This window comes from Streptococcus sp. KHUD_013 (genome assembly GCF_052588545.1).
This window is the reverse complement of record NZ_CP186264.1, coordinates 1,595,635-1,618,349: the sequence shown is the minus strand read 5'-3', so window position 1 is coordinate 1,618,349 and position 22,715 is coordinate 1,595,635. Positions and strand designations below refer to the sequence as shown.

At 42.3% G+C, this 22,715-nt stretch carries 21 protein-coding genes, 2 tRNA genes and 2 rRNA genes; 17 read left to right on the top strand and 8 right to left on the bottom strand.

Going from position 1 to position 22,715, the window contains the following annotated elements:
- Positions 1-37 precede the first annotated feature (37 nt).
- The 4 genes from ACOXXR_RS07765 (at position 38) to ACOXXR_RS07750 (ending at position 3,011) form a co-directional block, all read left to right on the top strand.
- Positions 38-110 (top strand) — tRNA-Ala (locus tag ACOXXR_RS07765).
- A 129-nt stretch (positions 111-239) separates the two neighbouring features.
- Positions 240-2,736, top strand: a 23S ribosomal RNA gene (locus tag ACOXXR_RS07760).
- Positions 2,737-2,816: 80 nt separating this feature from the next.
- Positions 2,817-2,932 (top strand): 5S ribosomal RNA (gene rrf, locus ACOXXR_RS07755).
- A gap of 5 nt (positions 2,933-2,937) precedes the next feature.
- Positions 2,938-3,011 (top strand) — tRNA-Asn (locus ACOXXR_RS07750).
- 75 nt (positions 3,012-3,086) lie between these two features.
- Here the strand turns inward: ACOXXR_RS07750 and ACOXXR_RS07745 are convergent.
- Entirely contained in the window at positions 3,087-4,436 is a 1,350-nt protein-coding gene (locus ACOXXR_RS07745) for an aspartate kinase (protein ID WP_129822879.1), read from the bottom strand.
- A 213-nt stretch (positions 4,437-4,649) separates the two neighbouring features.
- Between ACOXXR_RS07745 and ACOXXR_RS07740 the strand changes: the two genes are divergently transcribed.
- From ACOXXR_RS07740 to ACOXXR_RS07680, 13 genes are all read left to right on the top strand, one after another.
- Complete coding sequence (locus tag ACOXXR_RS07740) at positions 4,650-5,441, top strand: enoyl-CoA hydratase (RefSeq protein ID WP_129822877.1); 792 nt, start codon at positions 4,650-4,652, stop codon at positions 5,439-5,441.
- A 98-nt stretch (positions 5,442-5,539) separates the two neighbouring features.
- The gene (gene fabT / locus ACOXXR_RS07735) at positions 5,540-5,974 is read left to right on the top strand and encodes a fatty acid biosynthesis transcriptional regulator FabT (RefSeq protein WP_042507432.1); all 435 of its coding nucleotides are present in this window, start codon (positions 5,540-5,542) and stop codon (positions 5,972-5,974) included.
- Entirely contained in the window at positions 5,974-6,948 is a 975-nt protein-coding gene (locus ACOXXR_RS07730; protein WP_123160937.1) for a beta-ketoacyl-ACP synthase III, read from the top strand. The genes fabT and ACOXXR_RS07730 overlap by 1 nt, the downstream gene beginning before the upstream one ends.
- 55 nt (positions 6,949-7,003) lie before the next feature.
- Complete coding sequence (locus ACOXXR_RS07725) at positions 7,004-7,228, top strand: acyl carrier protein (RefSeq protein WP_003003892.1); 225 nt, start codon at positions 7,004-7,006, stop codon at positions 7,226-7,228.
- 110 nt (positions 7,229-7,338) lie between these two features.
- On the top strand, positions 7,339-8,304 hold the full coding sequence (gene fabK / locus ACOXXR_RS07720) for an enoyl-[acyl-carrier-protein] reductase FabK (RefSeq protein ID WP_023027704.1): 966 nt from the start codon (positions 7,339-7,341) through the stop codon (positions 8,302-8,304).
- Positions 8,305-8,328: 24 nt separating this feature from the next.
- Positions 8,329-9,249 carry an ACP S-malonyltransferase gene (gene fabD / locus ACOXXR_RS07715; protein WP_445278371.1) on the top strand — a complete coding sequence of 307 codons (921 nt, stop codon included), beginning with the start codon at positions 8,329-8,331 and terminating at the stop codon, positions 9,247-9,249.
- Between the two features lie 12 nt (positions 9,250-9,261).
- Complete coding sequence (gene fabG, locus ACOXXR_RS07710) at positions 9,262-9,996, top strand: 3-oxoacyl-[acyl-carrier-protein] reductase (protein WP_006596905.1); 735 nt, start codon at positions 9,262-9,264, stop codon at positions 9,994-9,996.
- Between the two features lie 18 nt (positions 9,997-10,014).
- Positions 10,015-11,247 (top strand): beta-ketoacyl-ACP synthase II, encoded by a 1,233-nt coding sequence (gene fabF / locus ACOXXR_RS07705; RefSeq protein ID WP_023022242.1) that lies wholly within the window; start codon positions 10,015-10,017, stop codon positions 11,245-11,247.
- 1 nt (position 11,248) lies between these two features.
- Complete coding sequence (gene accB / locus ACOXXR_RS07700) at positions 11,249-11,731, top strand: acetyl-CoA carboxylase biotin carboxyl carrier protein (RefSeq protein WP_023027706.1); 483 nt, start codon at positions 11,249-11,251, stop codon at positions 11,729-11,731.
- Positions 11,728-12,150: a 3-hydroxyacyl-ACP dehydratase FabZ gene (gene fabZ / locus ACOXXR_RS07695; RefSeq protein WP_006596902.1), complete on the top strand. Its 423-nt coding sequence runs from the start codon at positions 11,728-11,730 to the stop codon at positions 12,148-12,150. Before accB ends, fabZ begins: the two co-directional genes overlap by 4 nt.
- A gap of 10 nt (positions 12,151-12,160) precedes the next feature.
- A complete protein-coding gene (locus ACOXXR_RS07690; protein WP_342992184.1) occupies positions 12,161-13,528 on the top strand; it encodes an acetyl-CoA carboxylase biotin carboxylase subunit in 1,368 nt (455 codons plus the stop codon).
- An 88-nt stretch (positions 13,529-13,616) separates the two neighbouring features.
- The gene (accD, locus tag ACOXXR_RS07685; RefSeq protein ID WP_445278370.1) at positions 13,617-14,480 is read left to right on the top strand and encodes an acetyl-CoA carboxylase, carboxyltransferase subunit beta; all 864 of its coding nucleotides are present in this window, start codon (positions 13,617-13,619) and stop codon (positions 14,478-14,480) included.
- Positions 14,477-15,247 carry an acetyl-CoA carboxylase carboxyl transferase subunit alpha gene (locus ACOXXR_RS07680; protein WP_445278369.1) on the top strand — a complete coding sequence of 257 codons (771 nt, stop codon included), beginning with the start codon at positions 14,477-14,479 and terminating at the stop codon, positions 15,245-15,247. Before accD ends, ACOXXR_RS07680 begins: the two co-directional genes overlap by 4 nt.
- Before the next feature lie 45 nt (positions 15,248-15,292).
- Here ACOXXR_RS07680 and serS read toward each other — a convergent pair whose 3' ends face one another.
- The 7 genes from serS to ACOXXR_RS07645 form a co-directional block, all read right to left on the bottom strand.
- Positions 15,293-16,570: a serine--tRNA ligase gene (gene serS, locus ACOXXR_RS07675; RefSeq protein ID WP_123160935.1), complete on the bottom strand. Its 1,278-nt coding sequence runs from the start codon at positions 16,568-16,570 to the stop codon at positions 15,293-15,295.
- 216 nt (positions 16,571-16,786) lie between these two features.
- Entirely contained in the window at positions 16,787-17,155 is a 369-nt protein-coding gene (locus ACOXXR_RS07670) for a DUF956 family protein (RefSeq protein ID WP_123160934.1), read from the bottom strand.
- A gap of 80 nt (positions 17,156-17,235) precedes the next feature.
- On the bottom strand, positions 17,236-18,147 hold the full coding sequence (locus ACOXXR_RS07665; protein ID WP_023022256.1) for a PTS system mannose/fructose/sorbose family transporter subunit IID: 912 nt from the start codon (positions 18,145-18,147) through the stop codon (positions 17,236-17,238).
- 18 nt (positions 18,148-18,165) lie between these two features.
- Complete coding sequence (locus ACOXXR_RS07660; protein WP_023022258.1) at positions 18,166-18,969, bottom strand: PTS mannose/fructose/sorbose transporter subunit IIC; 804 nt, start codon at positions 18,967-18,969, stop codon at positions 18,166-18,168.
- A gap of 27 nt (positions 18,970-18,996) precedes the next feature.
- Positions 18,997-19,986 carry a PTS sugar transporter subunit IIB gene (locus ACOXXR_RS07655; protein ID WP_120701222.1) on the bottom strand — a complete coding sequence of 330 codons (990 nt, stop codon included), beginning with the start codon at positions 19,984-19,986 and terminating at the stop codon, positions 18,997-18,999.
- A gap of 346 nt (positions 19,987-20,332) precedes the next feature.
- Positions 20,333-21,355, bottom strand: a complete 1,023-nt coding sequence (adhP, locus tag ACOXXR_RS07650) for an alcohol dehydrogenase AdhP (protein ID WP_223355618.1) — start codon at positions 21,353-21,355, stop codon at positions 20,333-20,335.
- Between the two features lie 289 nt (positions 21,356-21,644).
- The gene (locus tag ACOXXR_RS07645) at positions 21,645-22,457 is read right to left on the bottom strand and encodes a Cof-type HAD-IIB family hydrolase (RefSeq protein WP_314369459.1); all 813 of its coding nucleotides are present in this window, start codon (positions 22,455-22,457) and stop codon (positions 21,645-21,647) included.
- Between the last annotated feature and the right edge of the window lie 258 nt (positions 22,458-22,715).

Genomic DNA, 22,715 nt, shown 5'->3' with positions numbered 1-22,715 from the left:
CTGCACGTTCGTCTTGTTTAGTTTTGAGAGGTCTTGTGGGGCCTTAGCTCAGCTGGGAGAGCGCCTGCTTTGCACGCAGGAGGTCAGCGGTTCGATCCCGCTAGGCTCCATTGGTGAGAGATCACCAAGGATGAACATTGAAAATTGAATATCTATATCAAATAGTAACAAGAAAATAAACCGAAAACGCTGTGAATATTTAATGAGTTTTCTAATTTTTTAAGAAATTAGGTTAATAAGGTTAAGTTAATAAGGGCGCACGGTGGATGCCTTGGCACTAGGAGCCGATGAAGGACGTGACAAACGACGAAATGCCTCGGGGAGCTGTAAGTAAGCGCTGATCCGGGGATGTCCGAATGGGGGAACCCAGCAGGTACTACCTGTTACCCATATCTGTTAAGGATATGAGGAGGAAGACGCAGTGAACTGAAACATCTAAGTAGCTGCAGGAAGAGAAAGCAAAAGCGATTGCCTTAGTAGCGGCGAGCGAAACGGCAGGAGGGCAAACCGAAGAGTTTACTCTTCGGGGTTGTAGGACTGCAATGTGGACATAAAGATTATAGAAGAACTACCTGGGAAGGTAGGCCAAAGAGAGTAATAGCCTCGTATTTTAAATAGTCTTTATACCTAGCAGTATCCTGAGTACGGCGAGACACGTGGAATCTCGTCGGAATCTGGGAGGACCATCTCCCAACCCTAAATACTCCCTAGTGACCGATAGTGAACCAGTACCGTGAGGGAAAGGTGAAAAGCACCCCGGGAGGGGAGTGAAATAGAACCTGAAACTGTGTGCCTACAACAAGTTCGAGCCCGTTAATGGGTGAGAGCGTGCCTTTTGTAGAATGAACCGGCGAGTTACGATATGATGCGAGGTTAAGTTGAAGAGACGGATGTAGGGAAGGGATAAACGCTGAAAGCATCTAAGTGTGAAACCCACCTCAAGATGAGATTTCCCATAACTATATGTTAGTAAGAGCCCTGAGAGAAGATCAGGTAGATAGGTTAGGAGTGGAAGTTGTGTGAGCAATGGAGCTGTGGATACTTTAATGGTATGGTAGGAGAGCGTTCTATGTGTGAAGAAGGTATACCGTGAGGAGTGCTCGCATAGAAGTGAGAATGCCGGTATGAGTAGCGAAAGACAGGTGAGAATCCTGTCCACCGTAAGACTAAGGTTTCCAGGGGAAGGCTCGTCCGCCCTGGGTTAGTCGGGACCTAAGGAGAGACCGAAAGGTGTATTCGATGGACAACAGGTGATATTCCTGTACTAGAGTATGTAGTGATGGAGGGACGCAGTAGGCTAACTAAAGCGTGCGATTGGAAGTGCACGTCTAAGCAGTGAGGTGTGAATTGAGTTAAATGCTTAGTTCTATAACATTGAGCTGTGATGGGGAGCGAAGTTTAGTAGCGAAGTTAGTGATGTCACACTGCCAAGAAAAGCTTCTAGCGTTAAACATACTCTACCCGTACCGCAAACCGACACAGGTAGTCGAGGCGAGTAGCCTCAGGTGAGCGAGAGAACTCTCGTTAAGGAACTCGGCAAAATGACCCCGTAACTTCGGGAGAAGGGGTGCTGACTTAGGTCAGCCGCAGTGAATAGGCCCAAGCAACTGTTTATCAAAAACACAGCTCTCTGCTAAATCGTAAGATGATGTATAGGGGGTGACGCCTGCCCGGTGCTGGAAGGTTAAGAGGAGTGCTTAGGAGTAATCCGAAGGTATGAATTGAAGCCCCAGTAAACGGCGGCCGTAACTATAACGGTCCTAAGGTAGCGAAATTCCTTGTCGGGTAAGTTCCGACCCGCACGAAAGGCGTAATGATTTGGGCACTGTCTCAACGAGAGACTCGGTGAAATTTTAGTACCTGTGAAGATGCAGGTTACCCGCGACAGGACGGAAAGACCCCATGGAGCTTTACTGCAGTTTGATATTGAGTGTCTGTGCCACATGTACAGGATAGGTAGGAGCCATAGAGATCGGGACGCCAGTTTCGATGGAGGCGTTGTTGGGATACTACCCTTGTGTTATGGCCACTCTAACCCGGATAGGTGATCCCTATCGGAGACAGTGTCTGACGGGCAGTTTGACTGGGGCGGTCGCCTCCTAAAAGGTAACGGAGGCGCCCAAAGGTTCCCTCAGAATGGTTGGAAATCATTCGCAGAGTGTAAAGGTATAAGGGAGCTTGACTGCGAGAGCTACAACTCGAGCAGGGACGAAAGTCGGGCTTAGTGATCCGGTGGTTCCGTATGGAAGGGCCATCGCTCAACGGATAAAAGCTACCCTGGGGATAACAGGCTTATCTCCCCCAAGAGTTCACATCGACGGGGAGGTTTGGCACCTCGATGTCGGCTCGTCGCATCCTGGGGCTGTAGTCGGTCCCAAGGGTTGGGCTGTTCGCCCATTAAAGCGGCACGCGAGCTGGGTTCAGAACGTCGTGAGACAGTTCGGTCCCTATCCGTCGCGGGCGTAGGAAATTTGAGAGGATCTGCTCCTAGTACGAGAGGACCAGAGTGGACTTACCGCTGGTGTACCAGTTGTCTCGCCAGAGGCATCGCTGGGTAGCTATGTAGGGAAGGGATAAACGCTGAAAGCATCTAAGTGTGAAACCCACCTCAAGATGAGATTTCCCATAACTATATGTTAGTAAGAGCCCTGAGAGAAGATCAGGTAGATAGGTTAGGAGTGGAAGTTGTGTGAGCAATGGAGCGGACTAATACTAATAGCTCGAGGACTTATCCAAAAAGTAACTGAGGATATTTACAGCTGGTTAGATTTTTGTTAGAATATAGGTATTCAATTTTGAATGTTCATCATTCAGAGTTAAGTGACGATAGCCTAGGAGATACACCTGTACCCATGCCGAACACAGAAGTTAAGCCCTAGAACGCCGGAAGTAGTTGGGGGTTGCCCCCTGTGAGATATGGTAGTCGCTTAGCTTTTTTCCGCCATAGCTCAGTTGGTAGTAGCGCATGACTGTTAATCATGATGTCGTAGGTTCGAGTCCTACTGGCGGAGTCAGTACCCGAAAGGGTTTTTTTTATTTCTCTCTTTTATTAATAAATTAAAAAAGGTTCTTTCGAACCTTTTTTCTTATTTAAAGAAAACATCGTATAGAGCTTTAATAGCTTGTTTTTCTTGTTCTTGATTGACTACAAACATGATGGAAACTTCGCTGGATCCTTGCGAAATCATTTGGATATTAATGTTATTTTCTGATAAAGCCTTTGTGGCTGTAGCCGTTACACCAATTTGATTTTTCATATTCTCTCCGACAATCATAATAATGGAAAGATCATGTTCGATTTCGGCATAATCCACTTGTAAATCTTGGATTAGATGTTTTAAAATTTCTTGTTCTTTAATTGGAGTCAATTCTTTTGACCGAAGAATGACTGATAAGTCGTCAATACCTGTTGGCATATGATCCCAACTAATATTCAAATCTTCTAAAATTTGCAATAATTTTCTACCAAATCCGACTTCTCTATTCATTAGGTATTTGGTGGTATTAATGCTGACAAATCCAGAATCTCCTGCAATTCCAACAACTTTAACATTTTCATCGGTATGGTTCAGCACAATCTTCGTACCTGGATGTTTTGGATTGTTGGTGTTCTTGATCACCATTGGAATCTTTCCACGATAGGCTGGTACCAGTGCTTCATCATGGAGGACACTAAAGCCAGCATAGGCTAATTCCCGCATCTCCTTATAGGTTAACTCAGGAATAGAATGTGGCTGTTTGATAATGCCTGGGTGAGCTGCAAAAATACCATCGACGTCTGTAAAGTTCTCGTAGAGATCTGCTTTAACTCCCGCTGCGATAATTGATCCTGTAATATCAGAACCACCTCTTGAAAAAGTACAGACTTGGCCTTCTTTAGTAATTCCAAAGAATCCAGGGATCACTAAAATTTCATTATGGTTTCTCAGTTCTTCAATCTTATCGTAACTAGAAGGAAGAATGCGGGCATTGCAAGGTTCACTTGTTACAAAGATACCTGCATCTTTTGGATGGATATATTTTGCTTCTAACCCCTTTTTTACAAAGTAAGCTGCGATGAGTTTCGCATTGTTGTTTTCTCCAGCTGCTAAGAAGGTATCATATAAGAAAGTGTTGTCAGACTTGGGAAGTGTTGCAAGGGATTTGATATCTCTAGCAATCTCTTCGATAATTTCCTCGTCTAAGTCTAACTCCTCTGTAATAGATCGATAGCGATTGATAATCCATTCTTGACTTTGGTTCGTATCTTTTCCGTTGGTATATTCTTTAAAATACTTGATGAGGGCATCTGTGACTTTTGTGTCCTCCGCATTGCGTTTCCCTGGAGCAGAAACGACCACGTATTGACGGGCTTCATCTTCTTTAACGATATTGAATACTTTTTCTAACTGGGTAGCAGATGCTAATGAACTACCACCAAATTTAACTACTTTCATGTGGACTCCTTTACACAACTTTCTTTAAATTATACCAAAGATAGAGCTTGGTTACAATCTAAAACAGCACTGCTATCAAGCAAGTCTTTCGGCTGAGACACTTTGTTATGAAAATGTAATTTACTTCTCAAAGTAGTTGTGCTAAAATAATATAAAAATAAATAAGTTCAACTATCAAACAATTTGAACAGCTAATTAGTAAAGAGGTGGCTTATGGTGTTCGAAACGATTATATATTCTGTTGAAGAGGATCTCGCATCTATTATTTTAAATAGACCTGAGGTTTCAAATGGTTTTAACATTCCAATGTGTCAGGAAATCCTTGAAGCATTAGAATTAGCTGAGAAGAATCCAGATATTCGTTTTATTCTATTTAAAGCAGTCGGTAAGGTTTTTTCGGTTGGTGGTGATTTAGCAGAGATGAAGCGGGCTGTCGATGCCGATGATATCGATTCGTTAACGCAAATTGCGGAATTGGTTAATCAAATCTCTAAAAAAATGAAGCAACTTCCAAAACCTGTGATTATGGTAGCAGATGGTGCGGTTGCAGGAGCAACTGCTAATATGGCAGTAGCAGCAGATTTTTGTATTGCTTCTGATAAATCCAAGTTTATTCAAGCCTTTGTTGGAGTAGGTTTAGCTCCTGATGCTGGTGGTCTTTTCCTTTTAGGAAGAGCCATTGGTTTGAGTAGAGCAACTCAGTTAGCGATGACCGGTGAACCATTAGGTGCTGAAAAGGCTCTGGAATATGGCGTTGTGTATAAGGTTTCTGAAGTAGATAAATTAGACAAGACTGTTAACCAACTTCTCATGAAGTTAAGACGTAGCTCAGACAATTCTTTTGCTGCGATTAAAGAGTTGGCCTGGTCTAGCATGCTGACTGATTGGGATCGCTATGCTGAAATTGAGTTGAGATTGCAAAGAAATCTATCTTTAAAAGAAGACTTTAAAGAGGGAGTTATTGCCTATTCAGAGCGTCGACGTCCAAAATTTATAGGAAAATAAAAACGTAAAATTTTTATGTTTTTGTTGTTGAGACTTGCTATTTGCTTTGAATTTTGATAAAATTCGATTATCAAAGTAATGAATAGGGGGTGTGGTTTTTGAATTTTCAACTAGTCAATGATTACCTTACATCCATTTTTAACAACGTTTTAGTCATCGAAGAAACTAGTTTACGTAGCAGTCGATTTAATGATGTTTCTATTAAGGAAATGCACACAATAGATGTCATCGGCTCAACACCAAACGCAACTCCAAGTGATATTTCGCGTTCGTTAATGGTAACGTTAGGTACAGTCACAACCAGTTTAAATAACCTTGAACGAAAAGGTTATATTGAACGAACCAGATCTGAAGTTGATCGTCGGGTTGTCCATTTGAGTTTGACCAAAAGAGGAAAACTCTTGTATCGGCTTCACCAACAATTTCACAAGCGGATGGTTAATCAGATTATAGATGGGATGTCTCCAGATGAACGGAAAGTGATGCAAAAAGGGTTGCAGAACCTTTATCGTTTCTTGGAGGATTTGAAATAATGACTTTTGCAAAAATTAGTCAGGCAGCCCATTATGCGCCAATCCAAGTGATTTCCAATCAGGATCTTTCTGAACGGATGGATACCAGTGATGAGTGGATTGCTAGTCGGACAGGAATTCGGAAGCGTCATATTTCTCAATCAGAATCAACCAGCGATTTAGCTACGGAAGTGGCTCGTCGCTTGCTTGAAAAAAGTGGTTTACAAGCGGATCAGTTGGATTTTATCTTTGTTGCTACGATTTCACCGGATTCCATGATGCCATCTACAGCTGCTCGTGTTCAAGCTAAAATTGGTGCCTCTAAAGCCTTTGTTTTTGATTTGACCGCTGCTTGTAGTGGATTTGTATTTGCGCTTGCGACTGCTGAAAAGTATATTCGCTCTGGCCAGTACAAACGAGGAATCGTTATCGGAAGTGAAACCTTATCGAAAGTGATCGATTGGGAAGATCGGACAACAGCAGTCTTGTTTGGGGATGGTGCTGGCGGTGTTTTATTGGAAGCTTCCGAGCAACAAACTTTTTTAGCAGAAAGTCTGTTTTCAGACGGTTCCCGTGGAGAAGTTCTTCAATCATCATCTGTTGGTTTATCTTCACCATATTCTGATAAGGAAGAAGATAAAAAATATTTGTCAATGGATGGGAGAGCAGTCTTTGATTTTGCCATTCGGGATGTGGCTAAGAGTATTAAAAATACGTTAGCAGATGCTCCAGTGCCTGTTGAAGAGATTGATTTTTTTCTTCTGCACCAAGCAAATGACCGTATCTTAGATAAAATGGCTAAGAAAATCGGGGTTGATCGGGAAAAACTTCCTGCAAACATGATGGAATATGGTAACACGAGTGCCGCAAGTATTCCAATTTTATTATCGGAGTGTGTCGACCAAGGACTGATCAAATTGGATGGAAGTCAAACAATTCTTCTGTCTGGATTTGGTGGAGGTTTGACATGGGGCTCACTTCTTGTTACAATCTAGTTAAACATGTGGTAACACATTTTAAAAATTTTTTATTATTTTAAGGAGGCCAATCATGGCAGTATTTGAAAAAGTACAAGAAATTATCGTTGAAGAACTTGGTAAAGAACCATCAGAAGTAACACTTGAGTCTACTTTTGAAGATCTTGAAGCTGATTCATTGGATTTGTTCCAAGTGATTTCAGAAATTGAAGATGCATTCGACATTCAAATTGAAACTGAAGAAGGATTGTCTACTGTAGGTGACCTTGTTGCTTACGTAGAAGAAAAAACTAAATAATAATGGATGAGAGTATCGAAAGATATTCTCTCTTGTTTAGGTAATAGTTTGACGCTCAAAGCAAAGAACCGCTTTCAAACTATTACTTAAGCGAAAATGAGGAAGGTACTATGCAAACACGAATTACAGAATTATTAAACATTAAATATCCAATTTTCCAAGGTGGTATGGCTTGGGTAGCAGATGGAGATCTTGCTGGAGCTGTATCCAATGCAGGTGGTCTTGGGATCATCGGTGGAGGAAATGCACCTAAAGAAGTTGTCAAAGCGAATATTGATCGTGTCAAATCCATTACTGACAAACCTTTTGGAGTGAATATCATGCTCCTCTCTCCTTTTGCAGATGACATTGTTGACTTGGTTATCGAAGAAGGGGTTAAAGTTGTTACCACTGGTGCAGGGAATCCTGGGAAATATATGGATCGTTTCCACGAAGCTGGCATTACCGTTATTCCAGTTGTACCTTCAGTAGCTTTAGCAAAACGGATGGAAAAACTAGGTGCGGATGCTGTGATTGCTGAAGGAATGGAAGCAGGTGGGCATATTGGTAAATTGACTACCATGACCCTGGTTCGTCAAGTGGTCGAAGCTGTTTCTATTCCCGTTATTGGTGCTGGTGGTGTGGCTGATGGTGCTGGAGCAGCTGCAGTCTTCATGCTTGGAGCAGCTGCTGTTCAAGTGGGAACACGATTTGTCGTAGCTAAAGAATCAAATGCTCACCAAAACTTTAAGAATAAAATCTTGAAAGCTAAAGACATTGATACAGTAGTGTCTGCGTCAGTTGTTGGCCATCCAGTTCGTGCGATTAAGAATAAATTGGCTTCTGCCTATAACCAAGCGGAAAAAGATTTCTTGGCAGGTAAGAAGACTCAAGAAGAAATTGAAGAATTAGGAGCAGGTGCTCTTCGCAATGCTGTTGTGGACGGAGACGTTGATAACGGATCTGTGATGGCAGGACAAATTGCAGGTCTCGTAGGTAAAGAAGAAACCTGTGCTGAAATCTTGGAAGATATCTATTTTGGAGCTGCTAAAGTCATTCAGAAAGAAGCAGCTCGCTGGGCAGATGTCAAATTCTAACAAGTAAAGGAAAGGAAGAGGACAGTGACAAAACGTGCTTTCTTATTTGCTGGTCAAGGTGCCCAAAAATTGGGGATGGCTAGTGACTTGTATGCAACTTATCCGATTGTTAAGGAGACATTTGATACTGCAAGTCAGATTTTGGGCTATGATTTACGAGAATTGATTGATTCTGATGGAGACAAGCTCAATCAAACACGCTTTACCCAACCGGCTATTTTGACAACTTCAGTAGCTATTTATCGTCTATTAGCAGAAAAGGGCATGACACCGGATATTGTTGCCGGTCTTTCTCTAGGAGAATATTCTGCTTTGGTTGCTGCAGGTGCTCTTTCTTTTGAAGAAGCAGTCGCTTTGGTAGCCAAGCGGGGTGAATTTATGGAAACAGCTGCGCCTGCTGGAAGCGGGAAGATGGTAGCTGTCATGAATACTGATCCTGCCTTGATTGAAGAAATCTGTCAACAGGCTTCTGAAAAGGGAGTTGTAACACCAGCTAACTACAATACTCCTGCCCAAATTGTGATTGGTGGAGAGGTTGAAGCTGTGGATTATGCAGTTGAACTCTTACAAGAAGCAGGGGCAAAACGGTTGATTCCTCTAAATGTCTCTGGTCCTTTCCATACGGCCTTACTTGCTTCTGCTAGTGAAAAACTAGCGACTGAACTTGAAAAAGTTACTTTTAAGGACTTTAGCTTGCCTTTGGTTGGGAATACAGAAGCAAAGATCATGAAATCAGACGAAATCAAAGCTTTATTAGCTCGCCAGGTGATGGAGCCTGTTCGTTTCTATGATTCGATTGCAACGATTCAAGAGTTTGGAGTAGATGAAGTGATTGAAATTGGTCCAGGTAAGGTCTTGACTGGTTTCTTGAAAAAAATTGATAAAACTCTTCCAACGAAAAATGTTGAGGATCAAGCAAGCCTTGATGCCTTACTGAACGAATAAGATGAGGTGACTATGGAACTGAAGAATAAAAATGTATTTGTTACTGGCTCAAGTCGAGGCATTGGATTGGCTATTGCACATAAATTTGCGTCAAAAGGTGCCAACATTGTCTTAAATAGTCGTGGAGAGCTCCCTGCAGGTCTAGTGGATGAATTTGCCTCATACGGTGTGAAGGTAGTTGGCGTTACTGGGGATGTATCCCAAGCTACGGAAGCGAAACGAATGGTCGCGGAAGCGATTGAAGCACTTGGCTCAGTAGACATCCTTGTTAACAATGCTGGGATTACCAATGACAAGCTCATGTTAAAATTGACGGAAGAAGATTTTGAGCAAGTCTTGAAGGTGAATTTGACTGGTGCTTTTAATATGACACAATCAGTCTTAAAGCCGATGACCAAGGCGCGTGAAGGTGCTATCATTAACATGTCGAGTGTTGTCGGTCTAACCGGAAATGTTGGACAAGCTAACTATGCAGCCTCAAAAGCTGGTTTGATTGGTTTTTCTAAATCGGTAGCGCGTGAAGTAGCTGGTAGAAATGTCCGAGTCAATGTCATTGCGCCGGGCTTCATTGAGTCTGATATGACAGAAGGACTTCCGGAAAAAATTAAAGAAATGTCTCTCGCTCAAATTCCAATGAAACGATTTGGAAATACAGAAGAAGTAGCAGATGTTGCAGTCTTTCTTGCGACTCAAGAATATCTAACAGGGCAAGTCATCGCAATTGATGGTGGCTTAACCATGCAATAAAAAGAGGTAGGTTTTGAAATGAAATTAAATCGTGTTGTTGTAACAGGCTATGGCTTGACATCTCCAATCGGAAACACTCCAGAAGAATTTTGGAATAGCTTAAAAGAAGGAAAAATTGGAATTGGTCCGATTACAAAATTTGACCACAGTGACTTTGCTGTTCATAATGCAGCTGAAATCCAAGATTTCCCATTTGATAAATACTTTATCAAAAAAGATACAAACCGCTTTGACAACTACTCATTATATGCTTTGTATGCCGCTCAAGAAGCTGTGAATCATGCAGGTTTAGATGTAGAAGCTATTGATAAAGATCGTTTTGGTGTCATTGTTGCTTCTGGTATCGGTGGTATCAAAGAAATCGAAGATCAAGTGATTCGCTTGCATGAAAAAGGGCCAAAACGTGTCAAACCAATGACCCTTCCAAAAGCTCTGCCAAATATGGCATCTGGTAATGTTGCTATGCGTTTTGGAGCTAATGGAATTTGTAAATCGATCAATACTGCTTGTGCCTCTTCCAATGATGCGATTGGGGATGCTTTCCGTGCCATTAAATTTGGTTTCCAAGATTTGATGTTGGTAGGTGGTTCAGAAGCTTCTATTACGCCATTTGCAATTGCCGGTTTCCAAGCCCTAACAGCTCTTTCAACAACAGAAGATCCAACTCGTGCTTCTATTCCATTTGATAAAGATCGGAATGGATTTGTAATGGGTGAAGGATCAGGTATGTTGGTACTTGAAAGTTTGGAACACGCTGAAAAACGTGGTGCAACCATTCTTGCTGAAGTGGTGGGCTACGGTAATACCTGTGATGCTTACCATATGACTTCTCCACATCCAGAAGGTCAAGGTGCTATCAAGGCAATGAAGTTGGCTTTGGATGAGGCAGAAATTGAACCAGCTCAAGTTGATTATGTCAACGCCCATGGAACCTCTACTCCAGCAAATGAAAAAGGAGAAAGTGGTGCAATCGTTTCTGTATTTGGTACAGAAGTTCCAGTATCTTCTACAAAATCATTTACAGGTCACCTCTTGGGAGCAGCAGGGGCAGTTGAAGCTATTGCGACAATTGAAGCAATTCGCCATCAATATGTTCCAAAAACTGCTGGAACACAAGAGTTATCAGATTATATTGAAGCCAATGTCATCTTTGGTGAAGGGCAAGAACGTCCGATTTCCTATGCTATTTCCAATACATTTGGATTTGGAGGACACAATGCTGTCTTAGCCTTTAAACGTTGGGAGGGATAAAGTGAATATTCAAGAAATTAAAGACCTAATGAGTCAATTTGACCAATCCAGTCTTCGTGAATTTAGCTATCAAAATGCAACGGATGTGCTATCATTTAGTAAAAATACTGGCAGTGTAGCTAGCTCGCAACCTGCTACGCCAGCTCCTGTAGTTCAGGAAGTGGCGCCCGCTGTTGAAAGCCCTGTTGTTCTCGCAGAAGAACCAGCTGCTCCGTCAGCTCCAGAAGTTGCTCCAACAGTAGCAGCAGAAGGGGAAGTAGTTGAAAGTCCTCTTGTCGGTGTAGCTTATTTAGCTTCAGGTCCAGATAAACCAGCTTTTGTTCAGGTTGGAGATAGCGTTTCAAAAGGCCAAACTTTATTGATTATTGAAGCAATGAAAGTCATGAATGAAGTTCCTGCGCCAAGAGATGGAATCGTCACTGAAATCCTTGTTTCAAATGAAGAAATGGTCGAGTTTGGGAAAGGATTGGTACGGATTAAATGATCGATATTCAAGCTATTAAAGAGGCTCTTCCGCATCGCTATCCGATGTTGTTGGTGGATCGCGTCCTTGAAACAAGTGAGGATACGATTGTAGCCATTAAGAATGTGACGATCAATGAGCCCTTCTTTAATGGGCACTTTCCAAGCTACCCAGTAATGCCAGGTGTCCTCATTATGGAAGCCTTGGCACAAACTGCCGGTGTCTTAGAATTATCCAAACCAGAAAATAAAGGGAAATTAGTCTTTTACGCTGGAATGGATAAGGTTAAATTTAAAAAACAAGTCGTTCCGGGAGATCAGCTCGTGATGACGGCTACCTTTGTCAAGCGTCGTGGTTCGATTGCGGTCGTGGAAGCAAAAGCGGAAGTCGATGGGAAATTAGCTGCTAGCGGGACCCTAACATTTGCAATTGGTAACTAGGGAGGTTTCTATGTTCCGAAAAATTTTAATCGCGAATCGTGGTGAAATTGCGGTCCGGATTATTCGAGCTGCTCGTGAATTAGGAATTGAAACAGTCGCTGTCTATTCAACGGCTGATAAAGAAGCCTTGCATACCTTACTAGCGGATGAAGCAGTTTGTATTGGGCCTGCCAAGTCAACCGAGTCTTATTTGAACATGAATGCTGTTTTATCTGCAGCAGTTTTGACTGGATCAGAAGCGATTCACCCAGGATTTGGATTTTTGAGTGAAAATTCGAAGTTTGCAACCATGTGTGAAGAAGTCGGAATTAAGTTTATCGGACCATCAGGATCTGTCATGGATATGATGGGAGATAAAATTAATGCCCGGGCGCAAATGATTAAAGCAGGTGTGCCTGTTATTCCAGGATCAGATGGAGAAGTTCATTCTGCTGAAGAAGCCTTGAAGGTTGCAGATCGGATTGGTTATCCTGTCATGTTGAAGGCCTCAGCTGGAGGTGGAGGTAAAGGAATACGTAAAGTGGAACGGGCAGAAGACCTGGTTCCAGCCTTTGAATCTGCTTCAACAGAGGCTAAGGCAGCCTTTGGCAATGGTGCGATGTACCTAGAACGCGTCATCTATCCTGCTCGTCACATTGAGGTGCAAATTTTAGCTGACCAATTTGGACATGTGGTTCATTTGGGTGAGCGGGATTGCTCGCTTCAGAGAAACAATCAAAAGGTTCTTGAAGAATCCCCGTCCGTTGCAATTGGAAAGACGATTCGAGACCAAATAGGCTCTGCAGCCGTCCGAGCAGCCGAATCTGTTGGTTATGAAAATGCTGGGACGATTGAGTTTCTTTATGATGAAGGAAAAGGCGAATTTTACTTCATGGAGATGAATACTCGGGTTCAAGTTGAGCATCCCGTGACGGAATTTGTCACAGGAATGGATATCGTGAAAGAGCAAATTAAAATTGCTGCGGGCCAAGAATTGTCTGTCCGTCAAGAAGATATCCAAATTTCCGGTCATGCCATTGAATGCCGGATCAATGCGGAAAATCCCGCCTTCAACTTTGCACCAAGTCCAGGAAAGATTACCAATCTCTACCTTCCAAGTGGAGGGGTTGGCTTGCGCGTGGATTCTGCAGTCTATCCTGGCTATACGATTCCACCTTACTACGATAGTATGATTGCCAAAATCATTGTCCATGGAGAGAATCGTTTCGATGCCTTGATGAAGATGCAACGCGCCCTCTATGAGTTGGAAATTGACGGTGTAATGACCAACAGTGATTTCCAATTGGATTTGATTTCAGATTCGAATGTGATTGCTGGAGATTACGATACCGCCTTTCTGATGGAAAAATTTTTACCAAATTATCAGAAAAATCAATAAGCATTGAACTTTGTAAATGTGAGATTCATTTTCACAAGGAATGAACGCGCACAATTACAAAGTTCTTTTACCAAGTAAGGAGAAGTTGATGGCTTTATTTTCTAAAAAAGATAAGTACATTCGAATTAATCCCAATCGGTCGGCCATTGAAGCACCTCAGCCGAAACCAGAGGTTCCAGATGAGTTGTTTTCTCAGTGTCCGGGCTGTAAACATACCATTTACCAAAAGGATCTAGGAAGTGAACGTCTGTGTCCTAAGTGTGGTTATACCTTCCGCATCACTGCGGTTGAGCGACTTCAATTGACGATTGATCCAGGAAGCTTTATTGAATTGTTTACGGGTATTGAGACCAAGGACCCGCTTAAGTTTCCAAACTACAAGAAGAAATTGGCGGCTGTTCGTGAATTGACAGGACTTGATGAAGCTGTGCTAACAGGAACTGCAAAGATCGGTGGCCATCAAGTGGCTCTTGGTATTATGGATTCTAATTTCATCATGGCTTCTATGGGCTCTGTGGTCGGTGAAAAGATTACGCGTCTATTTGAATTGGCGACAGAAGAAAAGCTCCCAGTTGTGCTCTTTACCGCTTCTGGTGGCGCTCGGATGCAAGAAGGAATCGTCAGTTTGATGCAGATGGCTAAAATCTCTGCAGCTGTTCAAAGACACTCAAAAGCAGGCTTATTTTATCTGACAGTTCTAACAGACCCAACAACAGGTGGGGTAACGGCGTCATTTGCAATGGAAGGGGATATTATCATTGCAGAGAGCCAGGCCCTTGTGGGATTTGCAGGTCGTCGAGTGATCGAGTCAACCGTGCGGGAACAGTTGCCGGATAATTTCCAAAAGGCTGAATTTTTACAAGAGCATGGCTTTGTGGATGTGATTCTCCAGCGTAGTGAGATGCGTTCAACAATCGCAGACTTGTTAGCCTTTCATGGAGGGAAGCAATGACAAGAATAACACAAATTATTAAAGAAGCTCGTGACCAAGGACGTTTGACAGCTCTAGATTATGCTCATGGAATTTTTGAAAACTTTATCGAATTGCATGGAGATCGGAATTTCCGAGATGACGGTGCAGTGATTGGTGGAATTGGTTGGCTTGGAGATCAAGCGGTAACGGTTGTCGGGATTCAAAAAGGAAAGAATCTTCAGGATAACCTCAGTAGAAACTTTGGTCAACCCCATCCTGAAGGTTATCGAAAAGCTTTGCGTCTGATGAAACAGGCGGAGAAGTTTGGTCGTCCAGCAGTAACCTTCATCAATACCGCGGGTGCTTATCCGGGTGTTGGCGCTGAAGAACGGGGACAGGGTGAGGCTATCGCGCGTAACCTCATGGAAATGAGTGATTTAAAGGTTCCGATTATCGCAATTATCATCGGGGAAGGTGGCTCAGGTGGCGCCCTTGCTCTGGCTGTAGCGGACAAGGTCTGGATGTTGGAGAACTCTATCTATGCCGTCTTGAGTCCAGAAGGATTTGCTTCTATTCTATGGAAAGATGGAAGCCGTGCCATGGAAGCTGCTGAGTTGATGAAGATTACTTCGCATGAGTTGTTAAATATGGATATTGTAGACAAGGTGATTCCGGAGCATGGTTTCTCAAATGGAGAACTACTCGCTCAAGTGAAGAAGGAAATTCAAGCAGAATTGAAGGAACTACAAGCTTTGTCTCTCGAAGATCTGCTAGAGCAACGCTACCAGCGTTTTCGTAAATATTAAAAAAACTGAGCTTGCAGATGCAAGACTCAGTTTTTTTATCTTATCTTATTTTGGTGCAATAACTTCAGCTCCACCCATGTATGGACGAAGGACTTCTGGAATGGTTACAGAACCATCTGCGTTTTGATAGTTTTCAAGAATAGCAGCGACGGTACGTCCAACAGCCAATCCTGAACCATTCAAAGTGTGAAGAAGTTTGACTTTACCATCGGCTTCATCACGGTAGCGGATTTGCGCGCGTCGTGCTTGGAAATCTTCTGTGTTGGAACAGCTTGAGATTTCACGGTAGGTATTTTGTGCTGGGATCCAGACTTCCAAGTCGTAAGTCTTAGCGGCTGAGAAGCCCATGTCTCCTGTTGAGAGAGCTACGACACGGTATGGCAAGTTCAACTTTTGAAGGATATTTTCAGCGTTAGCTGTCATCTTTTCCAATTCTTCATATGATTCTTCCGGTTTGGCAAATTTAACCATTTCAACCTTGTGGAATTGGTGCAAACGAATCAAGCCACGTGTATCACGACCAGCAGAACCAGCTTCTGAACGGAAAGATGGGCTCATGGCAGTAAAGTAGATTGGCAAATCTTTGCCATCGATGATTTCATCACGGTAGTAGTTCGTTAGAGGCACTTCAGCAGTTGGGATCAAGACATAGTTAGTATCGCTGAGTTCAAAAGTATCTTCCTTAAATTTTGGATATTGCCCAGTACCAAACATAGAGTCATGGTTGACCATGTAAGGGGTGATGACTTCCGTATAGCCTTCCTTACCGTGCTCATCTAGCATAAAGTTGTAGATGGCACGTTCCAAACGAGCTCCCAGGCCTTTATAGAAAAGGAAGCGTGCACCAGTAACTTTCCCACCACGTTCCCAGTCAAGGATGTCTAAGTCCTCGCCAAGATCCCAGTGGGCTTTTGGTTCAAAGTCAAACTCACGAGGAGTTCCCCAACGGCGAACTTCTACGTTATCGTCCTCGTCTGCACCAATAGGAACACTATCAGCTGGGATGTTTGGAAGAGTAGTGGTAAATTCTGTCAATTTAGCATCGATTTCCGCTAATTCTGCATCTAGCGCTTTGACTTCTGCAGAAAGAGTTTGCATGGCAGCAATCTTATCATCTGCATTTTCTTTGTTGCGTTTGGCTTGGGCGATTTCAGCAGAAACGGTGTTACGCTCAGCCTTGAGGCCTTCTACTTTGACCAAGATGTCACGACGCTTGGCATCGATTTCTTTCATTTCGTTCAAGATGGCAGCATCTACACCGCGTGTCGCTAATTTTTCAGCAACTGCATCAAAGTCTGTACGAATCCGTTTAATATCTAACATAGCTTCTCCTTTAACAAAAAACACACCTGTCAGAGTGTTGGAGTGGCAGAGCCACGGTTCCATCCAACTTCACAGGTGTGCACTTGATTCGATATTGTATTTTAACTAAACGGTAGAATTCAATTAAGATTTCTATCTGCTCGCAGCAACCGCAGACTTTCTGAAAGATTTTCTTAATTTACTTATCCGTTTTCGTTTATTATACAAGAAAAGCAATTATTTTGCAAATAGATTTTTAATTTTAGCTACGATGGTTTGGATCAAGGTCGGTAGCTTGACAATTTTATCATTTCCTAAATGTTCTCGTGCAATTTTCAAGATTTTTCCCGAGTCTTTAGAAGCAAAGAGAAATTTTGATTCTTTGGTATAGATTTCAAAATGGCGGCTAATTTTACGTCCGGATACATTAGCTCCGATTTGTTCGATATCCTGCCAGGGAATTTGGATGTAGTCTTCAACATTTGCATCCGCATAAAATTCGAAAGCAGCATTCCCAACTAAAATTTTTCCAACCTTTCCTCCAACCCCTAGATAAGAGACACCAGTGGTATGGAATTCCACGGTTTTATTCTGTGATTGCGCCATGTGCTCCTCCTGTAACTATGTTCATTTCATTATATCATAATAAAAAGAAGGTCGAAACCTTCTTTTTTGTTGATCTTTGCTTACATCAAGCCCGCAACGTGTGCCAAGACACCGATGACAAAGAGGGCGATGATGATAGTGATAGGAGATACTTTCTTCTTAAGCAACCACATACAAGCAAAAGTAAGAAGTAAGCCCATCAAACCAGGAATCAATGAATCCAAGTTTTGTTGGAAAGTCGTAACTTTTTCCGGTGTTTGAGATAGGCCTGAACCAACTTGAGCGAAGGCTTCTTGGATTCCCTTGTATCCTTCAGGAAGTTTATCCCAGTGGATATAAGCTTTATCGTCTAGCTTAACTGATGAGACATTGAAGATAAATTTAATCGATACCCAACGTTCTACTAAGACAGCGAGGATAAACATCCCAAGGATAGAAGCTCCTTTAGTGATATCTTGCAAGATTCCACCAGACATATCTTTGGTAATTTCAGAACCGGCTTTGTATCCAAGTTCTTGGGTATACCACAAGAAGGACATACGAATTGCGTTCCATGCAAGGAAGAAGATGAGTGGACCAAGGATATTACCAGTCAAGGCAAGAGATGCACCAAGTGCTCCAAGGATCGGACGAACTGTAAACCAGAAGACTGGATCTCCGATACCAGCCAAAGGCCCCATCATACCAATTTTAACCCCTTGGATAGCAGCATCATCAATAGCAGCACCGTTTGCTTTTTCTTCTTCAAGGGCAAGAGTAACCCCGATGATTGGAGCAGCTACGTATGGGTGAGTGTTGAAGAACTCCATGTGACGCTCAAGAGCAGCCGCTTGGTCTTCTTTCTTGGTGTAGAGTTTTTTGATAGCTGGGATCAATGAGTAAGCCCAACCCAAGTTTTGCATCCGTTCGTAGTTCCAAGAACCTTGCAAGAAGGTTGAACGCCACCAAACTTTTTGACGATCTGATTTAGATAATTGTAATTTTTCAGTCATGATAGTGTCACACCTTTCTTAATAGTCTTCGAGAATATCGCCGATTGGGTCATTAGAAGTAGCGACTCCGCCACCTCCGTTGCCACCTTTCTTAGAAAGTGAAAGGTAAATCAAGGCAAGGGCAACACCAATCGCTCCAAGAGCAATCAAAGTTAATTCGCTGACGGCAGCAAGTGCAAAACCAATGGCAAAGAATGGCCAAACTTCACGGCTTGCCATCATGTTGATAACCATAGCATAACCAACGGCTACAACCATACCCCCACCGATTTGCATACCGTCTGACAACCAAGCAGGCATCGCTTCAAGCGCACCTTTAACAGTTTCAGCAGGGATCATCAACAAGAGGGCTGCAGGAATAGCGATACGAAGACCTTGAAGAAGAAGAGCTACAAAGTGAGCGCGTTCTACCCCTTTGATATCACCTTTTTTAGCAGCAGCATCGGCAGTGTGGACCAAACCAACAGAGAGAGTACGGACGATCATGGTCAAGAAAAGACCAGCGACTGCAAGTGGAATAGCCACACCTTGAGCCACAGCGATTCCTTTAGAACTAAAGTCACCACCAAGAACCAAGATAATCGCAGCAGCGACAGATGCAAGAGCAGCATCGGGTGCAACGGCAGCTCCAATGTTTGCCCAGCCAAGTGCAAGTAATTGAAGGGAACCACCAAGCATCACACCGGCAGTCAAGTTACCTGTTACCAAACCGATTAAGGTACAAGCAACAAGTGGTTGGTGGAATTGGAATTGGTCAAGGATACCTTCAAGACCTGCTAAGAAGGCAACAACGACCACTAATACCATAGAAATAATAGACATGTTTAAAATCCTTTCGTAAGTAATCGATTATTGAACGTTAGCTTTGTTAATTAAGTCAAACAAATCTTTCTTAGAGTCATTTGGCACTTTACGGACATCAAATTCTACTCCAAGATCACGCATTTTTTCAAATGTAGCCACATCTTCTTTATCCATTGACAACACATTGTTAACCATGGTTTTACCAGTTGAGTGGGCCATTGAACCAACGTTCAAGGTTTTAATCGGAACACCACCTTCGATGGCACGAAGAGCGTCTTGAGGTGTTTCAAATAAGATCAAAGCATGTGTTTCACCAAAGCGTGGATCTTTTGCGACGTCGATCAATTTTTGAATTGGGACTACGTTTGCTTTTACACCATTTGGTGCTGCTTGCTTGATCAACTCTTTACGGAGTTCATCTTTGGCAACTGAGTCTGAAGCAACGATAATGCGATCTGCTTTTGAATCAGGAGTCCAAGCAGTAGCGACTTGTCCATGAAGGAGACGAGTATCGAGACGAGCAAGGTTGATTTTGAGTTTGCCATCTCCAATCACTGTTCCCTCTGGAATAGCAGCTTGGGCAACAGGAGCAGCTGAAGCAGTGCTTGCTTCTTCGACAGGATTCAATTCTTCTGGAAGAGCTTTGATTCCATCTTTAGATTCTTTGATGATGTTTGCAGCGATTTGATCAACGCCTGCATTTGCATCCATCAAACGCTCTGTATAAGCTTGAATCAACATCGGAAGGTTTAATCCAGTGATGATCGCAAATTTACGATCTGGATTTTCCCCCATGACACGACTAGCTTGGTTAAATGGAGAACCACTCCAAAGGTCAGCCAAAACCAAGATTTCATCTTCTGCATCAAATGCGGCAACAGCAGCATTGAATTTAGCATAGAGATCATCTGGGCCTTCACTTGGCATGAACGTAACCACTTGAACTTTCTCTTGATCCCCAAAGATCATCGAGCCGGATTGGTGGATTCCAGCTGCAAATTCACCGTGGCTAGCAATAATGATACCAATACTCATTATTGACATTCCTCCTTATAAAATTTGTTTGACTTTCAGTTTAAGAAAACTTTAAGCTTATCTATTATAAAACGTTTTCATGATAAAGTCAATTTTTCAGTACTAAATTAAAGGAAAAAGAGAGGTTTTAATATATTGAATTATTAATATCCATATCTAGCCATTAAATTCGAAAATCCTTTGGAATTCCTTGACAAGAGGGGAATGAAGGGGAACCAAAGTTTCTAAAAAGAGTAGTAGTAGCTTCTAATAGGTAAAATAAAAATATAGCAACCCCTTGCAGGTCCTGTTTGTGAGAAACTAAAAAAGACCAGTCCATTTGGGCTGGTCTAATAGGTTGAGTTGATTAGTTGGTGAAGTCAAGTACCATACGTCCTTGAATGGTTCCGGCTTCCATTTCGTCAAAGACTTTGACAGCATCTTCTACTGGACGTTTTTGAACAACTGGAACGACCAAGCCTTCTGCACCAAATTGGAAGGCTTCTTCCAAGTCTTTACGAGTTCCTACTAGAGAACCGATGACTTGGATACCATCTAATACCGTTTTCACAATGCTGAGGTCCATCATTTCTGAAGGAAGTCCAACTGCGATAACGCGGCCACCTGCACGAACAGAATCTACTGCTTGGTTGAAAGCTACTTTAGAAACAGCTGTTACTACAGCAGAGTGAGCTCCACCATTTGTTTTTTCTTTGATCAATCCTGGGACATCTTCGACTTCGCGACCGTTGATGACAAAGTCTGCACCAACTTCTTTCGCCAATTCCAGTTTGTCGTTGTTGATATCGACAGCGATGACATGTGTATTGAAGACTTTCTTAGCATATTGAACAGCCAAGTTTCCTAGTCCACCAGCTCCGTAGATGACAATCCATTGTCCTGGTTCAGCTTTGGCTTCTTTGATGGCTTTGTAAGTTGTAACCCCGGCACAGGTAATAGAAGAAGCTTGTGCTGGATCTAATCCTTCTGGTACTTTCACTGCGTAATCTGCAGTAACGATACATTGTTCAGCCATTCCTCCATCAACAGAGTAACCAGCATTTTTTACAGTCCGGCAAAGAGTTTCACGACCAGTTGTACAGTATTCACAAGTTCCACATCCTTCGAAGAACCAAGCAACACTAACGCGGTCACCAACTTTTAAGCTTGTCACATCTGGAGCAAGTTCTTTAACAATTCCGATTCCTTCATGTCCAAGAACACGGCCTGGGACTTTACCGAAGTCTCCGTGAGCAACGTGCAAGTCCGTGTGGCAGACACCACAGTACTCAATTTGAACAAGTGCTTCCCCTGTTTCCAATGGACGCATATCCTTGTTTGCAACGATTTCAACACCAGTACCTTCTGGATTTACAACAACAGCTTTCATAGTTTTCCTCCTCAAGAGCTTAGTTGAATTAGAGACGGTAATAAAACGAGAAGTAACATCACTTGAATCATTATCGTATGAAACGAGCTAGGCTCCTTTTTTATTTTTGTTATGTTAATTTTATCACAAACTTTGTCAGTTAGCAAGCGCTTACACAGAAAATTTTCTGAAAATAAACTTAACTGGTTAAATTATTTTCAGAAAAGGTCCCTATAAGGTCCCGTATGTTTGAGAAAACAAAAAGCTTGAATCCTTTCTTGTAAAAGGTGATTCAAGCAATTCTCTTTATTTATAGGAGGAGTTTTTCTAATTGACGAGCAACGCCGTCCTGATCATTTGTATACTCGGTTTGTTTATTGGCATAGGGGAGGAGGACAGGATTGGCGTTTTTCATTGCATAACCAGTTCCTGCAAAAGCTAACATGTCTGTATCGTTTTGTTCGTCTCCAAAGGCAATCAGATCTTTCCGATCAAGTCCGTAAGTCTCAAGGAGATAGTTAAGGGCAAAGGCCTTATTGACCCCTTTTGGAGCGCACTCCAGAATGTTGAGGGGTCCACCCCAGCTATTGATTTCTAGCTCGTGATGGTAGTAATCACGCATTTCTTCGGCTAAAGCATACTTATCTTCAGCGCGTGTTTGAAAGAGGATAGCATTCGGATTTTCGGTAACTTTACGAGCTTCGAATTTTGTTTTGGAGGAGATTTTTGAAACTCCAAATAAGGCGGGATCAATAGTATGGTGGTAGGTATGGGTGACATAGAACTTATTGCGATACTCTCCTGCAATAAAGTCCGCTTGAATGTCATTTTCTCTCTCGACCATATCAAGGAGGTATTTTTTATCAAGGGTCATGGATAGTTCTTTCGACCATTTTTTATTTGGAATATGAGTGAGAGCGCCATTAAAGTTAATCATGGGACTTTCCAATCCCAATTCCTTATAGATATGATCTGCCATTCGATAGGGACGCCCAGTTGTAATAATGACCTGGTGGCCTTGTTCACTGACTTTTTGGATAGTTTCAATCGTATAGGATGATAATTTACTCTCAGAATTTAATAAGGTGCCATCTAAATCGACAGCGATTAGTTTCTTATTCATAGGAAGAATCCTTTCATTTGTATGGTTTTTCGAACTCTAAATAAGGAATGTTTTATAGAGTATAGAGCACCATATTTTAAGACGAATGCTACCATTATACCAGATAAACAGGAAAATTTCAGTCTTTCGAATAGAAGATGATATGACACGAAAGATTGTCCAGATGAATCTCTTGTAAAAGTGAATAATATTTGATAAAATATTGGTATTGTTCGTGATTGAATCGCGAGCAGATTTATTTTTTTTAAGGAGTTTATT